The following is a 15,537-nucleotide window of genomic DNA, read 5'->3' as shown; positions in this document are numbered from 1 at the left end:
TCCGCGCACGCGGCACCACGGCCGGCAAGCCGGTGGCTCGCCTCGTGCCCCTCTGTCCTTTTGCCTGAGAGTTTGGAAGGCGCGACCTGCGGGTCGCGCGCCTCGTGCACCTTCGGCGCCGGATTGAACCGGTCTCTCCAGAGTTTTGACGCAGGTGGTATCGGGCCTGAGCGATTGCGGGCGTTTGCGCCTTCGGCAGCGATGAACCGCTTCTCCCACCGTGTAGCGCGCCGATTATAGCCGTTGCCCCGGGCGGCCGGCGCGGTCGCCAGGCTGAACGGGCCACGCCGCCGGCGCGTGCCGGGCACCGGTGCGCGTGGCGTCGCGGCGGCGGCGGGCCTATCATATGCGGCTTCCCGTTGTTCCCAGGCGCCGCCCGCACAGGGCCGGCGCCCGTCGTGCGTCGCCGCGCACGCCCCGCCGGATACGCCATGACCACCGCTTCGCCGTCCACCCGCCGCCTGGCCCTGCTGCTCGCCGGGCTGTCCATGTTCGGGCCGTTTTCCATCGACACCATCTTCCCGGCGTTCCCGCTGCTGGCGCGGGAGCTGGCGGTGGACGAGGTGGCGGTGCAGCAGACCATCAGCGTCTACCTGCTGTTCTACGGCCTGATGAGCCTGGCGCACGGCCCGCTGTCCGATGCCTGGGGGCGCAAGCGGGTGATCCTGGGCGGGCTGATGCTGTTCACCGCCGCCTCGGTCGGCTGCGCGCTGTCCACCCACCTGGGCACGCTGCTGGTGTTCCGCGCGCTGCAGGGCGTTTGCGCCGGCGTCGGCATGATTGTCGGCCGCGCGGTGATCCGCGACCTGTACCACGGCCCGGATGCGCAGCGGCTGATGAGCCAGGTGTCGATGATCTTCGGCATCGCCCCGGCCATCGCCCCCATCATCGGCGGCTGGATCCTGCTCGGCGGCGGCGACTGGCCGCTGATCTTCTGGTTCCTGGTGGTGTTTTCGCTGCTGCTGGTCGCCGCTACCGCGCGCTGGCTGCCGGAAACGCACCCGGCCGCGGCGCGCACGCCGCTGTCGCCGCGCGGCCTGCTGCGCGACTACCTGCGCATCGGCTTCAACCCGCGCTTCCTGCGCCTGGCGCTGGCCGGCAGCGTCAACTTCGGCGGCATTTTCCTGTACATCTCCTCGGCGCCGGTGTTCGTCATGCAGCACCTGCGCCTGGGCGAGGGCGGCTTTGCCTGGCTGTTCATTCCCACCATCGGCGGCATGACCACCGGCGCGTTCCTGTCCGGGCGCATGGCCGGGCGTACCGTGCCGGTGCGGCAGATCAGCATCGGCTTCGCCTGCTGTGCGCTGTCGGCGGCGCTGAACATCGCCTACGCGGCCTCGGTGGTGCAGCTGCAGCTGCCGTGGGCGGTGCTGCCCATCTTCCTGGGCGGGCTGGGCATGGCGCTGATCTTCCCGGTGCTGGCGCTGGCGGTGCTGGACATGTACCCGCAGCAGCGCGGCCTGGCCTCGTCGCTGCAGGCCTTCGTGCAGCTGATGATCAGCACCCTGGTGGCCGGCGTGGTGTCGCCGCTGCTCAGCGGCAGGCCGCTGCACCTGGCACTGGGCATGGCCGGCTTCATGCTGCTGGGCTTCGCGTTCTGGTACTGGGAACACCGCCGCGAGCGCCACCTGGCCGGCCCGCACATGCACGTCTAGCCGGCCTCCATTCCCGCCTCACCCCGACTGCGTCATTCTCCCCCTACCGGCCAGCATGGCCGCCACCGGAAGCTGCCACCATGTCCATCCATTCCAAGGGCCGCCGCGAGGCGAAGAAGAAGCTGGCCGAGCGCGAGCGCAACCAGGCCGCGGCCAACCCGGCGCCGAAGCCCGCGGTGGAACCGCACGCCGAACTGCGCGACCAGCAGCGCACCCTGCTGGCCGGCATCGTCCGCCGCGACGGCGAATGGGTGCTGGGCATGGACGGCAGGATCGCCGGCGAAACCTCCAGCGCCGCCCGCGTGCTGGCGCTGATCATGCAGGCCGCCGAGCTGCACGAACGCAGCGGCACCCCGGTGCGGCTGATGTACTCCGACGCGCTGAAGGACGCCGCGCATGCCGAGGTGGCGGAGCAGGGCATCGACTTCGACACCTGGAAGCGCAACCTGGCCACGGAGCTGGGCCTCGGCGCGAAGGACGCCGTGGCCACGCATTGAGTTGTTGATGCGGGTGAACGGACAAGGGCGCCGGGTGGCGCCCTTGTTGTTTCCACCGGCAGCGCGCGGCGGTGGGCTGGCCGGGCTATGCCATGCCGGCGCCCACCGTGGCCCGCACCGGGATGCCGGCCGGGTCGAAATCCTCCAGGCAGAACACGTTGATGCCGTAGTGGTCCGGGGTGACGCGCTTGCGATGGAACGGGTAGATGCCGCAGGTCCGGCAGAAGTAGTGCGTGGCGGTGAAGGTGTGGAATTGATACGCCGACAGCTGCTCCTGGCCCGCGAGCAGGCGGAAGTCGCTTTCGTGCACCTTCACCATCAACGCGTTCTTGCGGCGGCAGATGGAGCAGTCGCAGGTCGTGAGCTCGGGAAAGTCGCTGGTGATCTCGAAGCGGACGGCGGCGCAGTGGCAGCTGCCGGTGCAGGTGGTTCGGGGGCGGGTGGACATGTGGGCAGGTGAAGGGCGAGTGGTCGGGGCAGACTAACGCCAACCGGGCCGGGCGGTCGCGCGGGCCGGCGCACACCGGAGCCCGGCAGCAGATGCCCGGGCATTGCGTGCCAGCGCCGGCCCTCTGTTGCGTCACACGGCGAAGCCCGCGACCGCGGCATGGGGATCGCCACGACGCGTAACCCGTTCCTCCTCCGGGAGCCGCCGGATACCCGCGCGCCACGCCGCGCTGCGGAAGCTGCCGGCGTTGGCACAGGTGCCGGAACGACTCAGGTTTGGCCTGTCCCGGGTATCAGCGTTGACCAACCCAGCGGGCTGGGAAACACCGGCACGGCGTTGCCCAGACATGGGCGATGGCCCACCGCTGGACGTGTTTCCGGCCGCCGCCAACCCGCACGCCCTGGGGCGGGTACCTGCACGGGAAGCGCCGCCCGTTGGCGGACATCCACGGCGATGATCGCGTTCCTCATCCAGGCAACGGGCGCACGCGCGGACGACAATCAGTGAAGCCAGTGCGCCCATGCCCTGGTCAGCAGGAAGGCAGTGCCGGCATACCCCGCCGCGGCCAACATCCAAACCCGGTGCGGGGCGCGTGCCTGCTGCAGCAGCCAGACCCCGCCCAGCAATGACAGCACGAACATGATGGCCGCCATCACATAGGCCTGCGGGGCGGGTACGAAGACCGACCAATGGCCGCGCTTGCTCGACGTGGTGAATCCGTGCCCCGCAAGAATCAGGCACCCGCCTGCAAGCGCGAAGAATGCGAGGGAGAAAACGGCGGCGAACTGTGCCTTGCGCATGGGACGCCTGCGTCAGCGCTGGGCCGGGCCGCGACGGGGTCGCGATGGCAATGGGCGTCGAGCCGCCACGGTCAGGTCCCGGCTCAGCATGCGCGACGGTAGTGCAGGGCGACCGCGCCGCAGCGCAGTGGCTGCGCCGACACCCGTTCGAGTCGTCGCGAGGCGGGCAGCCCACCCGCGTACAGGGTGGGACCATGGCCGGCGATCCTGGGGTGGACGAGGAACCGGTACTCATCAATCAGGTCCAGCCGGTCCAGCGCGTTCGCCAACATGCCACTGCCCAGGAGCACTCCGCCCGGCGTGGCGTCCTTCAGTTGCTGCACGCCCGTGCGCAGATCGCCGGCGATGCGGTGGCTGTTCGCCCAGGAGAAATCCGTTCGCTTCGCCGATACCACGTACTTCGGTTTGGCCTGCAGTTTGACCGCCCACTCGCGCATCGATGCGGGCGCCTCCACCTCGCCGCGGGCCACTGCCGGCCAGTGGCTTTCTATCATCTCGTAGGTGACACGCCCCCACAGCATCGCGCCGCTCTCGTCCATCAGCCGGGTGAAGAAGGCATGCGTCTCGTCGTCGACTATGCCCTCGCGGTGGTCGATGCAGCCGTCCAGGGTGAGGTTGATGCTGAAGGTCAGAAGTCCCATGGTGCCCTCCGTGCGCGGTGCGCGGTGCGTGGTGCCCTTGTTCTGCCTACCTGCTGCAGTGCTTGCATGATGAATGCGAACTCGCCGGGTTGTAGATCCGGCCTCTGGTCGCGCTGGATACAAGCACCTGGCGAACTTCAACCCTGCTTCATACCTGGTGCCGCGGAGCGTCGGCCTCGGCGAACGGCCGGGCGGCTCACCCTGTGGCTACGAGACCACGACCGCCGACTGGATTGGTTTCAACATGCTCGCTGAAGCCGGTGATATAAGGCCTGGCTCGCCTGATGGCGTCCTGCACGGCAGGGAGCGTCAGCGAATTCGCGTGATGCTCCTTGCTGTCCCAGACCTCAGTCACCCAGATCGCGTTGGCATCTGCCGGGTCTTCAGCCACGACATAGCTCAGGCAGCCGGGCATGGCGTTCACGCCTTCAAGTAGTGCGGCAACGACCGCAGGGCGCTGGCCCGGTACGACGTCGATCTTTCCAATGAGACCGTACATTGGTGCTTTCTCCGCGCTGGTGGCGATTGAAGGTAGTGCCGATGAGGCAACGCCCATGGCACTGGCAAGCAGGAATTCGCGGCGGCTGACATCTTTCATGGGGTGCGCCTGATGTCTGGGTAAGGCAGAGCTGCGAAGCGGGTTCGGGGCGGCAGATTGTTGGGCCTCTGCCCGTTGGTCACCAGTGAGGCAAACATGCGTCAAGGGTGCACGCAGCCATTGTACTGCCACCCGTTGACCGCAAGCCCGTAATACCCGGCGCTGCAAATGTCGCGATGAGTCGCGAGCGATGAAAAGCCACGAGTACGAAGAGTGCGGACACACCTGTATGTCGATCCCTCGCCCTGGCGTGCGCTTGTGTCCGTATGGGTCCCGCATCAACGGCAATGCCCTGCGCCCGGTGGAGACCAGTCTGTGGCCGCGATGTCCCCCTCTTTGGGTAGCACGACGATCTGGAGTCCGATTCCCAATGAGGTGAAGATTGGATGTGAAGAGATGGTTTGCCGAAGAGCAGGTCATAGGCTTCCCGCGTGAGGCTGTAGCGGGCATGGCGGTGAAGGACCTGTGCCGGCGGTATGGATTCAGCGAGGCCTCCTACCTGCGGCGCAGCAGGTTCGGCGGCATGAGCGTGCCGGGGGTCAAGCGACTCAAGGGGCTGGAGGCCGAGAACAGGTGGTTGAGGAAGCTGCTGGCCGAACAGTTGTTCGAGAACGGCGTCCTCAAGGACGCCCTGCGAAGAAAGGGATGACTGCATTGGCTCCCTTCGTTGCAGCGCACTGGCCTTTCGTTGCCACGCCATCGGGCTGCCGGCTTTTGCCCTGCGCCTGGCACCCGCCCCAGGCGGCGCGAGGTGGCCCCCGGACGCGCCTACAACACCGGCATCAGCTGGATCATCGGCAGGTAGGCCGAAACGAGCGCCAGCGGCACGCCCACGATCAGGATGAGCAGTCCGGATACCCCCGCGGCGATCGCGCGGCTGGCCTTGCCCGGCCAGCACAGCCGGATCAGTAGCACCAGCGCCGGGGCGAGCCAGATGGCGGGGTAGAAGCGCGTGGCCAGCCGGGTCGGCAGCGGCAGGTCGGTGCCGCGCAGGGTGAAGGCGGTGAAGGTGTCGGCGAACTGCGGGTAGACCACCATGCCGATCACGGTGATGACCACGGCGGCCAGCACACTGGCGATCAGGCCGGTGAGCAGCCACACGGTGTCCCTGGACGGCCCGGGCGCGGGTTGGGCGCGGGGCAGGGCGGGTGGTCCGCTTGCGGGTAAGTCGGTCATGGGGCGTCTGCGGGGCGTCGCGTTGGCATGCGCTGCATGCGCGGAAGGAGGTGAACGAAGGGCGCCTTGCCGGCGCCCTTCGTTTTGATGCCTGAACCGGAACCGGGGTTACGGCGCGGCCGGCTTCACCGGCTGCGCGGGACCGGCCTGCCACCCGCACATCTGCCCTTCGTTCTGCTGCTTGAGCCATTCCTGCAGCGGGGCGAAGTACTCCAGCATGGGCGCGGCGTCGAGCTTGTCGGTGCCGGTCAGTTCCTTGAGGGTGGCCTGCCACGGCTGGCTGGCGCCCTTGCTGAGCATGGCCCAGTACTTCTGCCCGGCTTCCTTGTTGCCGTAGAAGGTGCACTGGTTGAGCGGGCCGGTGTAGCCGGCGGCGTCGCACAGGCCCTTGTAGAACTGGTACTGCAGGATGCGCGCCAGGAAGTAGCGCAGGTACGGGGTGTTGCCCGGGACGTGGTACTTGGCGCCGGCGTCGAAGAATTCCTCGCCGCGTGCGCTGGCCGGGGCCACGCCCTGGTACTGCGCCTTCAGTTCCCACCATTTCTGGTTGTACTGCTCGGGCTTGATCGAGCCGTCAAACACGCCCCAGCGCCAGCGGTCGATCATCAGCCCGAACGGCAGGAACGACACGCCGCTCAGGGCCATGCGCATCTGCGCGTTGATGGTGGCCTCGCGGCTTTCCTGCGGCTTGTCGACCAGGCCGATGGAGTTCAGGTACTGCGGGGTCATCGCCAGCACGATGGTGTCGCCGATGGCTTCGTGGAAGCCATCGTTGGCACCGCCCTGGAACAGCGGCGGCAGCGGGTTGTAGGCCAGGTCGTAATAGATGTGGCCCAGCTCGTGGTAGATGGTGGTGAAGTTCTCTTCGGTGGGCGTGATGCACATCTTGGTGCGCACATCCGGGCCCACGTCCTTGCCGTCGCCGCCCATGTTCATGTCCCAAGCGCTGGCGTGGCAGACCACGTTGCGGTCCAGCGGCTTGATGAACTGGGTGTTCTGCCAGTAGCTCGGCGGCAGCTTGGGCATGCCCAGGGAGACGTAGAAGTCCTGCGCGCGCTCGGTCATCTGCCGCGCGGTGGCCAGCTCGGCCTCGCGCTGGGCCTTGAAGCGGGCGGCGACGTCGGCGTTGGCGCCGGCCTTGGCCAGCGCCGCGCTCAGGTTGCCCTGGTGCTGCTTCTCGAGCGCGGCGGTGATGTCCAGGCTGCCGGCGCCGGGGTAGGGCTGCAGCTGGTCCCACAGGTTGCTCCAGTCCTGCTGCCACATGTTGCCGGTCAGGTGCGCGGCGATCAGGCCACCGCCGACCTCGGCCTTGTCCTTGCCGTACTCCTTGTCCAGCTTGGCGCGGGTGTAGCAGTGCAGCTGTTCGTACAGCGGCTTGACCTGCTCCCACAGGCGGTCGGTTTCCGGGCCGACCTGTTCGGCCGGCATGTCGTAGCCGCTGCGCCACATCTGCCCGGCATCGGCATAGCCCAGTTCGCGCGCGCCTTCATTGACCAGTTCGACGAAGCGCTGGTACGGCTTGCGCGAGGCCACGGCGGTGGAGTGCCAGCCCTGCCAGGCGTCGAGCTGCTTGTCGTAGTCGTGCGAGCGCGCCAGTACCTGTTCCAGCTCGCCGAGCTGGCGGCAGTTCTGCTGGTCGCCTTCGCCGGTGCAGTAGGTGCCGGCGCCGTAGTCGCCCTCCAGCTTGGTGGCGATGGCGGCCAGCTCGGCCAGCTTGGCCGGGTCGCGCGGGGCGGGCATGGCGGTCATCAGCTTGAGCAGGTGCAGGGCACGCCGGGTGTCCTCGCTCATCGGCTGGCCGTCGTACTTGCCGGCCTGCTCGATCCAGCCGTTGAGCGTGGTCAGCCAGCGCTCGTTGGCCTTGGCCGCCACGCGCGCGGAATCGTCGTTGATGTAGGTGGACGACAGCCACTGCGCCGAGGTCATTTCCGGGTACATGGCCTTGAACTCGGCATTGATCCGGGCGACGAACTGGTCGGCGCTTTCGGCCGGCGCGGCCTGTGCCGCCGGTGCGGCGGTGTCGGTGGCGGCTTCCTTCTCGCAGGCGGCCAGCGACAGCACGCCGGCGCTCACGGCAAGGGCCAACAGCAGATGACGTTGTTTCACGCGATTCCCCGGTGGTATTGGATCGGCGAAGGCTAGAGGGCCGCGGCGGCCGCGGCAAGGGGGTGGGTCAGCGCTTGAGTGCCATCAGCAGCACGCCGCCGCCGATCATCGCCACGCCCAGCCATTCGCGCCATGCCAGGCGCTCGTGCAGGAAGGCGAAGGCGAACACCGCCACCAGCACCACGCTGAGCTTGTCCACGGGCGCCACCTGCGAGGCGGGACCGCGTTGCAGGGCGCGGAAGTAGCACAGCCACGAGGCGCCGGTGGCCAGCGCCGAGAGCAGCAGCCACAGCAGGGTCCTGCCGGGCAGCGCCAGCGGGTTGCTCCACTTGCCGGTGGCAGCCACGAACAGGCCCAGCACGGCGACGATGGCGATGGTACGCAGCAGCATCGCCAGGTCGGCATCGACCTGCTGCAGGCCGAGCTTGGCGAAGATCGCGGTCAGCGCGGCGAAGGCCGCCGACAGCAGCGCCCAGGGCAGCCATTGCTGAAAGGTGGCCATGGTGGGTTCTCGCAATGCCGGTTGGATGATCCCGCGGCGCTTTGCCGCGGGAACGACGGGCGTCGCTCCCGCGGCGGGACCGGTTGCTAGCCGGCGCACCCGGCGAACAGGTCGCGCTCGCGCTCGTACACCGAGGTGGTGACCTGCATCAGCCCCAGTACCGAGGGGAACAGGTTGTCGTGGTCGCTGCGCTGGCGCGCACGCTCGCGCAGGCACTGCAGGTCCAGTCCGCGGCCGGCGGCGAACTGCGGGGAGAACCACATCACCATAGGCACCCGGGTCTGTTCGTCCGGTGCGATGGCGTACGGCACGCCATGCAGGTACAGCCCCTTCTCGCCCAGCGATTCGCCGTGGTCGGAGAGGTAGATCATCGCCGTGTCGTAGTCCTGCATGTCGCGCAGGGTGGCGATGGTGCGAGCCAGGAAATGGTCGGTGTAGCGGATGGCGTTGTCGTAGCTGTTGACGATCTGGCCGCGGCTGCACTTGCCCAGGTCCGGGGTGTCGCAGGTCGGCACGAACTGGCGGAACGCCGCCGGGTAACGCTGGAAATAGCTGGGGCCGTGGTTGCCCAGCTGGTGCAGGACGACCACGCGGTCGCCCGGCCGGGCACGCACCTGCGCGGCCAGGTCGTCGAGCAGGATCTCGTCCATGCAGCGGCCATCGGCGCACAGTCCGGGTTTGGTGGCGTCGTCCAGCCGCTGGGTCTCAAGCCCTTCGCACACGCCCTTGCAGCCGGACTGGTTGTCGCGCCACAGCGTGGCGATGCCGGCATGCTGGAGCACGTGCAGCAGCGACTGGTGGGCGCGGATCTTCCTGGCGTCGTAGTCGTGGCGGCCGAACGGCGAGAACATGCACGGCAGCGATACCTCGGTGCTGGTGCCGCAGGCATGCATGTCCGGGAAGTTGATCACCCCGGCCTTGGCCAGCTCCGGCGTGGTCTGGCGGGCGTAGCCGTTGAGGCCCCAGTTCTGCGCGCGCACGGTCTCGCCGACCACCAGCACCAGCAGGCGCGGCTTGCTGTTGGCCGCGCGCGGCGTGGCCTTGGCATCGGTGCCGAGCGGCAGCTTGGGCTGGTTCTTGATCGGGTTGGAGCTGACCAGGTTCTGCTTCAGTGCGATCAGGTAATTCGCCGGCGTGGCCAGGTAACGGACCTCGCGGTGGTTGCGCATCAGCGCCGATACGTTCTGGAACGAGGCCAGCGTGCCGGCACCGGACACCACCACCACGCCCACCAGGAACAGCAGCCGCCACAGCAGGGCGCGGCTCCAGCTGCGGCGGCGCAGGCGCAGCCGCCACAGCAGCACGCAGGGCATCAGCGCATACACCAGCAGCGGCAGGAGCAGCGCCGGGGTCATCAGCTCGCGCGACTCCTTGTGGTCGGTGGCCAGCACGTTGCGCAGCATGTCCGCGTCCAGATAGACGTTGAAGCTGTTCATGTAGTGCGTGGCGAAGGCCGTGGTGACGAACAGGATCGTCAGCAGCACCTTGGCGTTCCAGCGCCACACCAGCAGGCCCAGCAGCAGCGCGTGCACGCCCATCAGCAGGGCGAACAGCGACACCGCGAACAGCACGCTGCCGGGGTTGGTGGCCAGGGCGTCGCGCCAGAACAGGCCGTTGCAGGCCAAGGCGAAGAACGCGCTCGACAGCAGGATCAGCGTTTCGGTGGAGATTTCCGGGCGCCAGCGGCGCAGCCGTGCGAATGCGCTGGTCGATGCCGGCAGATGCGGTGAAGCCGTACTCATGCGTGGGTTTCTTCCTTGAACGGGGTGGCCTTGGCCGGTGGGAACATCAACAGGTAAAGCAGCACCGCCACGGTCCAGCTGACCGCCAGCGACCACACATCATGCGAGAAAAAGTGCGCGCCGCGCAGCTGCTGGGAAATGCCGAACAGCAGCCCGGTGGCCACCGCCACGGCGAGCGCGGCCCAGCGCCAGCGCGGGCGTACCTGCAGGGCGAAGAAGTACAGCGCCACCCAGCCGTAGCCGGCGCTGGCATGGCCGGCCGGGAAGCAGGCGGCGTGGCCGAGCACCACCGGGCGCGGCTCGAACAGGCCGATGAACGGGCGCAGGCCGCCGTAGCGCTCCAGGTCCCAGGGGCAATCCATCTGGGTCATGGACTTGAGCAGGGCGACCACGCCGGTGGACAGGCCCACCGCCAGCAGCAGGTACAGCAGCGGCCGGCGCAGGGGCTTCCAGCGGGTGTCCAGGCAGGCGCGCAGCAGCGCCAGCATCACCAGCACCGCGGCCAGGGTGCTCAGGTTCTTGCCGCCGCGGTGGATGACGTGGGTGGTCCACCAGGCATCGCGGAACGCCCAGTGGCCGCCTTCCCAGCGGTAGAGCTGGTCGGCCAGCCACTGGTCGCCGTTGCCGGCCATCAACACCAGGCTGGCGGCCACGGCCAGCAGCAGCGGGAGCAGCAGGTGGCGGGCCAGGAAGCCGCGCCGGGTGGCGGCAAGGCCGGGCGCGGGCAGCACATACGGGGGCGGCGAGGACGGGATGGCAGGCACGGATGCGGAGCCTTCGACGATGAATGGCCGCATGGTGGTGGCGGCCATGTCGGAGAGTGGTCGGAGGCCCGTTGCCGCGGCGTTAACCCCGCCCCGCGTTCAGTCCTCGTCGGTCTCGCCGGCCGTTCCCGCGACCTGGCCGTGGGTGGCGGCCACGCAGGCGGTATCCAGCGCGGTGCCCGGCAGCAGCTGCCACTGGTTGCGGTTGGCGCTGCCGATGTCGATCACCGCGGCCGGGTCGGCGCAGGGGGTCATGGCCTGCTTGAGGACAAACAGCCAGCGCCGTTCCGGGGCGGCGGCCACCCACTGCCCGGCCATCTCCCACTGTTCGGGCCACGGCCGCTTAAAGCCGAAGTCCATCGCCTGCGGATGGGTCTGCAGCAGGTTCTGCTCACGCCAGGCGACCATGCCCAGTTCGCCGTCGCCGATGCGCTGGCGCACCTTGTCCATGACCGCCGAGGCCGAGCTGTAGGGGTCCAGGGCCGGCATCAGCCCCAGTCCATACATCGTCCACAGCAGCACCGTGGCCAGCACCGCGGCCAGCCCGGCGCGGCGCAGGCGCAGCGTCGCCACCAGCACCAGCGCGGCAATGCCGAAGCCCAGCAGCCAGGCGCCGACCCGTGGGACTACCGCCGGGTCGATCGCGCGTTTGGCCGCGCTGCGCTGCGCCCAGCCATCGGCGTGCTGCAGTGCGTCGTAGCCGACCGCCAGCATCGCCACCGCCAGCAGCGCCACGTACAGCAGCAGCGCCCAGCGCACGCCGGTCCGGCGCAGCAGGCCGGCCAGCAGCGGCGCGGCCGCCACCGCCAGCGCCGGCAGCATCGGCAGGATGTAGACCTCGCGCTTGCCGGGGCTGGCGCTGAAGAACAGCAGCACCAGCAGTGCCCAGCCCAGCAGCACGATGTAGCGCGGGTCGGCGCGGCGCAGCCGCCGCCACCAGGCCGGCACCAGCCACGGCAGCAGCAGGCTGCCCGGCAGCCACAGCGTGGCGATCACCTGCAGGTAGTACCAGGCCGGCTGGTGGTGGTGCCAGGCGTTGGCGTAGCGGGTGCCGGTCTGCTTGAACAGCAGTTCGTGGGCGTAGGACTGCAGGCCGGGGTCGGGGTTGTTCAGCAGGGCGATGCCCAGCGGCGCCAGCCACACCCCGGTACCGGCAATGAACAGCGGCAACAGCAGCCACCAGCCCCAGCCGCGCCCGGCGCCGGGCGCGCCGGGGTGGCGCCAGCGCCAGGCGGCCCAGGGCAGCAGCGCCAGCAGCGGCAGGAAGCCCACGCCCTTGGTCACCGTGCCTACGCCGGCGGCGAAGGCGCCCAGTGCCAGCAGTTTCCAGTCGGGCCCGAGCAACGTGTGCCGCAGCAGCGCCCACAGCGACAGCGTGGTCATGCCCACCAGCACCATGTCGATCTGCGCGCGCTTGGCCATCAGCCCGAACTGGATGCACACGAACAGCGCCAGCACCGCGTAGCGCGCCACGCGCCGGTTCCACAGCCGCCGCGACAGGTCCCAGGTGAGCCACAGGGTCAGCAGCGCGGCCAGCAGCGACGGCAGCAGGAAGGCGATGTTCCAGTGGCCCAGCACTTTGTAGGTGGCGGCCTGGATCCACATGAAGGTCGGCGGCTTTTCGGCATACAGCTCGCTGCCGCGGTGCGGCAGCAGCCATTGCCCGGTCTCCACCATCTGCCGCGCGGCCAGCACGAAGCGCGGCTCGTCGGGCGGGGAGGGCTCGCGCATGCCGAGTCCGGCCAGCAGGCTGGCCACCACCAGCGCCAGCAACAGGTACCACGAGGCGGGGGATCGAAGGCGGGTCGGGCGCACGCTGGGCTCGTCTTGGGAGTGGACGGAAAGGATCGCGCCGCCGGCGTGGGAAGCGCGTCGTAGCGCGCATTGTGACCTGTTTCGACGTCGCTCCGACCAGTGCTGGGGCTACGATGGCCGGGTACCGCCGGTCCGTCCGCCGCCGCCGATGGCGCCGGCGCGCATCCGCCGGCGAGGCGCCATTCCAAGGGTTCTGCACATGCGGCTGCTGGTCATCGAAGACAATCGCAACCTGATCGCCAATCTTTTCGACTATTTCGAGGCACGCGGGCATGTGCTCGATGTCGCCCCCGATGGCGTGACCGGGCTGCACCTGGCCGCCACCCATGCCTATGACGCGATCCTGCTGGACTGGATGCTGCCGCGCATGGAAGGGCCGGAAGTGCTTCGGCGGCTGCGCGAGGAACACCGCTCCGAGGTGCCGGTGATCATGCTCACCGCGCGTGACGAGCTGCCGGACAAGATCGCCGGTTTCCGCGCCGGCGCCGACGACTACCTGACCAAGCCCTTCGCCCTGCCGGAACTGGAGGTGCGGCTGGACGCGGTGCTGGCGCGCACGCGCGGGCGCAACCCGCGCAAGGTGCTGGAGGTGCATGATCTGCGCCTGGACCTGGCCACCCTGGAGGTGCAGCGCGGCGGCCGCCCGCTGCACCTGTACCCGGCCTGCCGCAAGCTGCTGGAAGTACTGATGCGCGCCAGCCCGGCGGCGGTGCCGCGCGACCAGCTGGAGTACGCGCTGTGGGGCGAGGAGCCGCCCGACGGCGACATGCTCCGCTCGCACATCTACGAACTGCGGCGCAGCGTCGACGGGCCGTTCGCCGAGAAGCTGCTGCATACCCTGCCGCGCGTGGGCTACCGGCTGTGCGCGCCGGACGCACCGGCCATCGCGGACCCGGCGGCAGGCGACGGGCGATGAAGCGGCGGACGCTGCGGCGCAAGCTGCTGGTCTGGCTGGCCAGCTACCTGGCGCTGCTGACCCTGGTGGTGTTCAGCGCCGCCAACTACGTGCACGAGCGCGCCGAGCACTCGGTGTGGCGGGCGCTGCTCAACTCCGAACTGGACAGCGTGATCGCGAGCAAGCGTACCGACCCGGATTACCGCTGGCAGGATTCGGACACCCTGCATTTCTTCAGCGAGCATGATGCCCACGGCATTCCCGACGTGCTGGCGCACCTGGCGCCGGGGCTGCACGACGGGGTCCGGCTGGAAGGCCACCGCAGCGCGGTGATGGTGCGCCAGACCAGCGACTTCGGGCGCACGATGCTGGTACTGGACATCACCGATTTCGCCGAACTGGAACACTTCATCACCCGCTGGGCGGTGCTGGCCGGGATCGCCATGGTGGTCGTCACCCTGTTGATGGCGTGGGTCGGCATGAACCGCCTGGTGCGCCCGCTGGCCGGGCTGGCCGCCGATATCGCCGCGCTGCAGCCCGAGCGTAGTGGCCAGCGCGTGCAGGTCGCTGCCCGCGGCAGCAGCGAAATGGAGGTGATCGCCGATTCGGTGAACGACTACCTGGAGCGCAACGAGCGCTTCGTCGAACGCGAACGCGCCTTCATCAGTACCGCCAGCCACGAACTGCGCACGCCGATCGCGGTGATCACCGGCGCCGCCGAACTGGCGCTGGAGCAGCCCGGGCTGCCGCCGCGTGCGCAGCAGCAGCTGCAGCGGGTGCGCAGCACCGCGTCGAGCATGGAGCAGCTGATCCAGCTGATGCTGCTGCTGGCGCGCGACCCGGCGCGGCTGGCGGCGCTGAGCGAGCCGCTGGCGCTGGAGCAGCTGTTGCCGGAGATCGTGGCCGACCATGCCTACCTGGCCAGCGGCAAGGAGCTGTCGGTCGAAGTGATGCAGGCCGCGCCGTGCACGATCGTCGCGCCGGTGGGCGTGGTGCAGGCGGCGGTCGGCAACCTGCTGCGCAACGCGCTGGAGAACAGCGACCGCGGCGTGATCCGCCTGTGGCTGACACCGCACGCGGTGGTGACCATCGACGACCCGGGCCATGGCATGAGCCCGGAGGAAGTGGCCGCGGCCTACGCCAAGACCGCGCGCGGCGAACGCAACATGCGCACCGGCATCGGCCTGGACCTGATCGGCCGCCTGTGCGAGCACCTGGGCTGGAAACTGGACATCCACTCGGGCCGCGAACGCGGTACCCGGGTCATCCTCGACATGGGCGCGTCGCGGCCGTAGCCGGGTGTCGCGCGGGAGCCACGGCACGCGTGCGCCGCGGGTGTGTTTTCGCCGCGGCCCGGGGCGGCCGCCTCAAGCCGGCAGCAGGCCGCGTTCGAGCAGCCATTGCCGGGCATCGTCGGCATCGTGCTCGAACCAGGCACGGGTGGAGCCCAGGCGGTAGGTATAGCCCCAGGCGTCCATGTCGGCCATCAGCCGCGCGCTGCCGACCCCGGGCAGCTGCCCGGCGAGCACGATCTGCAGGTAGCAGGTGGCGTCTTCCTCGGGCACCGAATCGGTGGCGTCGGTATGCACCAGCGCGCGCCGCTCCGGTGGCAGCACGATCAGGTGGCAGGCCTCGTGCAGCATCGAGTGCACCGGGGTGTCGGCGCGCACGTAGACGTCGCTGGCGATGATCCCGGCTTCGGGTTCGCCCCAGTAGCTGCCGGGGATCTTCGCGCCGTCCTCGACCCGGTTCAGGCGCAGGCCGTGGCGCGCGAGCAGGGTGGCCGCGGCGTCCCAGGCGATATCGCCCACGCACAGAATGGCGGCGGCTGCGTTGGCCGGCGGTGTCGACATCGTCACAGGCGGGGCCGGGACCGCTGGCCGGTCCCGGCTCGCGGC

The 15,537-nt window shown here is 69.4% G+C and carries 15 protein-coding genes, 1 pseudogene and 1 riboswitch; of the genes and pseudogenes, 5 read left to right on the top strand and 11 right to left on the bottom strand.

Features of this window, described 5'->3' with window-relative positions; translation table 11 throughout:
- Nucleotides 1–42 precede the first annotated feature (42 nt).
- A riboswitch (glycine riboswitch) is annotated at nt 43–151 on the bottom strand.
- 280 nt (nt 152–431) lie between these two features.
- Together ACJ7VY_RS11600 and ACJ7VY_RS11595 are read left to right on the top strand one after the other, a co-directional pair.
- On the top strand, nt 432–1,655 hold the full coding sequence (locus ACJ7VY_RS11600) for a multidrug effflux MFS transporter (protein ID WP_409475655.1): 1,224 nt from the start codon (nt 432–434) through the stop codon (nt 1,653–1,655).
- An 80-nt stretch (nt 1,656–1,735) separates the two neighbouring features.
- Entirely contained in the window at nt 1,736–2,152 is a 417-nt protein-coding gene (locus ACJ7VY_RS11595; protein WP_104939276.1) for a hypothetical protein, read from the top strand.
- An 85-nt stretch (nt 2,153–2,237) separates the two neighbouring features.
- On the opposite strand, the gene ACJ7VY_RS11590 is transcribed toward ACJ7VY_RS11595, so the two are convergent.
- The 4 genes from ACJ7VY_RS11590 to ACJ7VY_RS11575 all read right to left on the bottom strand — a co-directional run bounded on the left by ACJ7VY_RS11590 (nt 2,238) and on the right by ACJ7VY_RS11575 (nt 4,639).
- The gene (locus tag ACJ7VY_RS11590; protein WP_409475654.1) at nt 2,238–2,600 is read right to left on the bottom strand and encodes a GFA family protein; all 363 of its coding nucleotides are present in this window, start codon (nt 2,598–2,600) and stop codon (nt 2,238–2,240) included.
- 500 nt (nt 2,601–3,100) lie between these two features.
- Nucleotides 3,101–3,400 (bottom strand): hypothetical protein, encoded by a 300-nt coding sequence (locus ACJ7VY_RS11585; RefSeq protein WP_409475653.1) that lies wholly within the window; start codon nt 3,398–3,400, stop codon nt 3,101–3,103.
- A gap of 83 nt (nt 3,401–3,483) precedes the next feature.
- Nucleotides 3,484–4,041 carry a dihydrofolate reductase family protein gene (locus tag ACJ7VY_RS11580; protein WP_409475652.1) on the bottom strand — a complete coding sequence of 186 codons (558 nt, stop codon included), beginning with the start codon at nt 4,039–4,041 and terminating at the stop codon, nt 3,484–3,486.
- A 196-nt stretch (nt 4,042–4,237) separates the two neighbouring features.
- The gene (locus ACJ7VY_RS11575) at nt 4,238–4,639 is read right to left on the bottom strand and encodes a putative quinol monooxygenase (RefSeq protein WP_312346107.1); all 402 of its coding nucleotides are present in this window, start codon (nt 4,637–4,639) and stop codon (nt 4,238–4,240) included.
- Between the two features lie 448 nt (nt 4,640–5,087).
- Between ACJ7VY_RS11575 and ACJ7VY_RS11570 the strand changes: the two are divergent.
- Nucleotides 5,088–5,282, top strand: a pseudogene (locus ACJ7VY_RS11570) (transposase); the annotation flags it as partial.
- A gap of 125 nt (nt 5,283–5,407) precedes the next feature.
- Here ACJ7VY_RS11570 and ACJ7VY_RS11565 read toward each other — a convergent pair.
- From ACJ7VY_RS11565 to ACJ7VY_RS11540, 6 genes are all read right to left on the bottom strand, one after another.
- Complete coding sequence (locus ACJ7VY_RS11565) at nt 5,408–5,740, bottom strand: hypothetical protein (protein WP_409475651.1); 333 nt, start codon at nt 5,738–5,740, stop codon at nt 5,408–5,410.
- Between the two features lie 183 nt (nt 5,741–5,923).
- Nucleotides 5,924–7,921 carry a M2 family metallopeptidase gene (locus ACJ7VY_RS11560; protein ID WP_409475650.1) on the bottom strand — a complete coding sequence of 666 codons (1,998 nt, stop codon included), beginning with the start codon at nt 7,919–7,921 and terminating at the stop codon, nt 5,924–5,926.
- Between the two features lie 67 nt (nt 7,922–7,988).
- Nucleotides 7,989–8,423 (bottom strand): EamA family transporter, encoded by a 435-nt coding sequence (locus ACJ7VY_RS11555; protein WP_409475649.1) that lies wholly within the window; start codon nt 8,421–8,423, stop codon nt 7,989–7,991.
- A gap of 86 nt (nt 8,424–8,509) precedes the next feature.
- On the bottom strand, nt 8,510–10,165 hold the full coding sequence (locus ACJ7VY_RS11550) for a phosphoethanolamine transferase (RefSeq protein ID WP_409475648.1): 1,656 nt from the start codon (nt 10,163–10,165) through the stop codon (nt 8,510–8,512).
- Nucleotides 10,162–10,950 (bottom strand): phosphatase PAP2 family protein, encoded by a 789-nt coding sequence (locus ACJ7VY_RS11545; protein ID WP_409476810.1) that lies wholly within the window; start codon nt 10,948–10,950, stop codon nt 10,162–10,164. The genes ACJ7VY_RS11550 and ACJ7VY_RS11545 overlap by 4 nt, the downstream gene beginning before the upstream one ends.
- A 78-nt stretch (nt 10,951–11,028) precedes the next feature.
- Nucleotides 11,029–12,744 carry an ArnT family glycosyltransferase gene (locus ACJ7VY_RS11540; RefSeq protein WP_409475647.1) on the bottom strand — a complete coding sequence of 572 codons (1,716 nt, stop codon included), beginning with the start codon at nt 12,742–12,744 and terminating at the stop codon, nt 11,029–11,031.
- 199 nt (nt 12,745–12,943) lie between these two features.
- Here ACJ7VY_RS11540 and ACJ7VY_RS11535 point away from each other — a divergent pair, with 199 nt between their 5' ends.
- Nucleotides 12,944–13,660: a response regulator transcription factor gene (locus ACJ7VY_RS11535; RefSeq protein ID WP_161613465.1), complete on the top strand. Its 717-nt coding sequence runs from the start codon at nt 12,944–12,946 to the stop codon at nt 13,658–13,660.
- Nucleotides 13,657–14,934, top strand: a complete 1,278-nt coding sequence (locus ACJ7VY_RS11530; RefSeq protein ID WP_313247814.1) for a HAMP domain-containing sensor histidine kinase — start codon at nt 13,657–13,659, stop codon at nt 14,932–14,934. The genes ACJ7VY_RS11535 and ACJ7VY_RS11530 overlap by 4 nt, the downstream gene beginning before the upstream one ends.
- A gap of 72 nt (nt 14,935–15,006) precedes the next feature.
- On the opposite strand, the gene ACJ7VY_RS11525 is transcribed toward ACJ7VY_RS11530, so the two are convergent.
- Nucleotides 15,007–15,492 carry a hypothetical protein gene (locus ACJ7VY_RS11525; RefSeq protein ID WP_312346118.1) on the bottom strand — a complete coding sequence of 162 codons (486 nt, stop codon included), beginning with the start codon at nt 15,490–15,492 and terminating at the stop codon, nt 15,007–15,009.
- Nucleotides 15,493–15,537: the final 45 nt, after the last annotated feature.

The sequence above is a fragment of the Stenotrophomonas sp. Y-13 genome, from assembly GCF_046267925.1.
Classification (GTDB): Bacteria; Pseudomonadota; Gammaproteobacteria; order Xanthomonadales; family Xanthomonadaceae; genus Stenotrophomonas; species Stenotrophomonas acidaminiphila_A.
Note: the sequence above shows the minus strand (reverse complement) of the source record. Positions and strands in the feature narration are given on the sequence as shown.

Coding starts and splice junctions, on each gene's coding strand:
- ACJ7VY_RS11550 (WP_409475648.1), bottom strand. CDS start 10,165: ATGAGTACGGCTTCACCGCATCTGCCGGCATCGACCAGCGCATTCGCA.
- ACJ7VY_RS11595 (WP_104939276.1), top strand. CDS start 1,736: ATGTCCATCCATTCCAAGGGCCGCCGCGAGGCGAAGAAGAAGCTGGCC.
- ACJ7VY_RS11525 (WP_312346118.1), bottom strand. CDS start 15,492: ATGTCGACACCGCCGGCCAACGCAGCCGCCGCCATTCTGTGCGTGGGC.
- ACJ7VY_RS11575 (WP_312346107.1), bottom strand. CDS start 4,639: ATGAAAGATGTCAGCCGCCGCGAATTCCTGCTTGCCAGTGCCATGGGC.
- ACJ7VY_RS11535 (WP_161613465.1), top strand. CDS start 12,944: ATGCGGCTGCTGGTCATCGAAGACAATCGCAACCTGATCGCCAATCTT.
- ACJ7VY_RS11580 (WP_409475652.1), bottom strand. CDS start 4,041: ATGGGACTTCTGACCTTCAGCATCAACCTCACCCTGGACGGCTGCATC.
- ACJ7VY_RS11600 (WP_409475655.1), top strand. CDS start 432: ATGACCACCGCTTCGCCGTCCACCCGCCGCCTGGCCCTGCTGCTCGCC.
- ACJ7VY_RS11585 (WP_409475653.1), bottom strand. CDS start 3,400: ATGCGCAAGGCACAGTTCGCCGCCGTTTTCTCCCTCGCATTCTTCGCG.
- ACJ7VY_RS11590 (WP_409475654.1), bottom strand. CDS start 2,600: ATGTCCACCCGCCCCCGAACCACCTGCACCGGCAGCTGCCACTGCGCC.
- ACJ7VY_RS11530 (WP_313247814.1), top strand. CDS start 13,657: ATGAAGCGGCGGACGCTGCGGCGCAAGCTGCTGGTCTGGCTGGCCAGC.
- ACJ7VY_RS11555 (WP_409475649.1), bottom strand. CDS start 8,423: ATGGCCACCTTTCAGCAATGGCTGCCCTGGGCGCTGCTGTCGGCGGCC.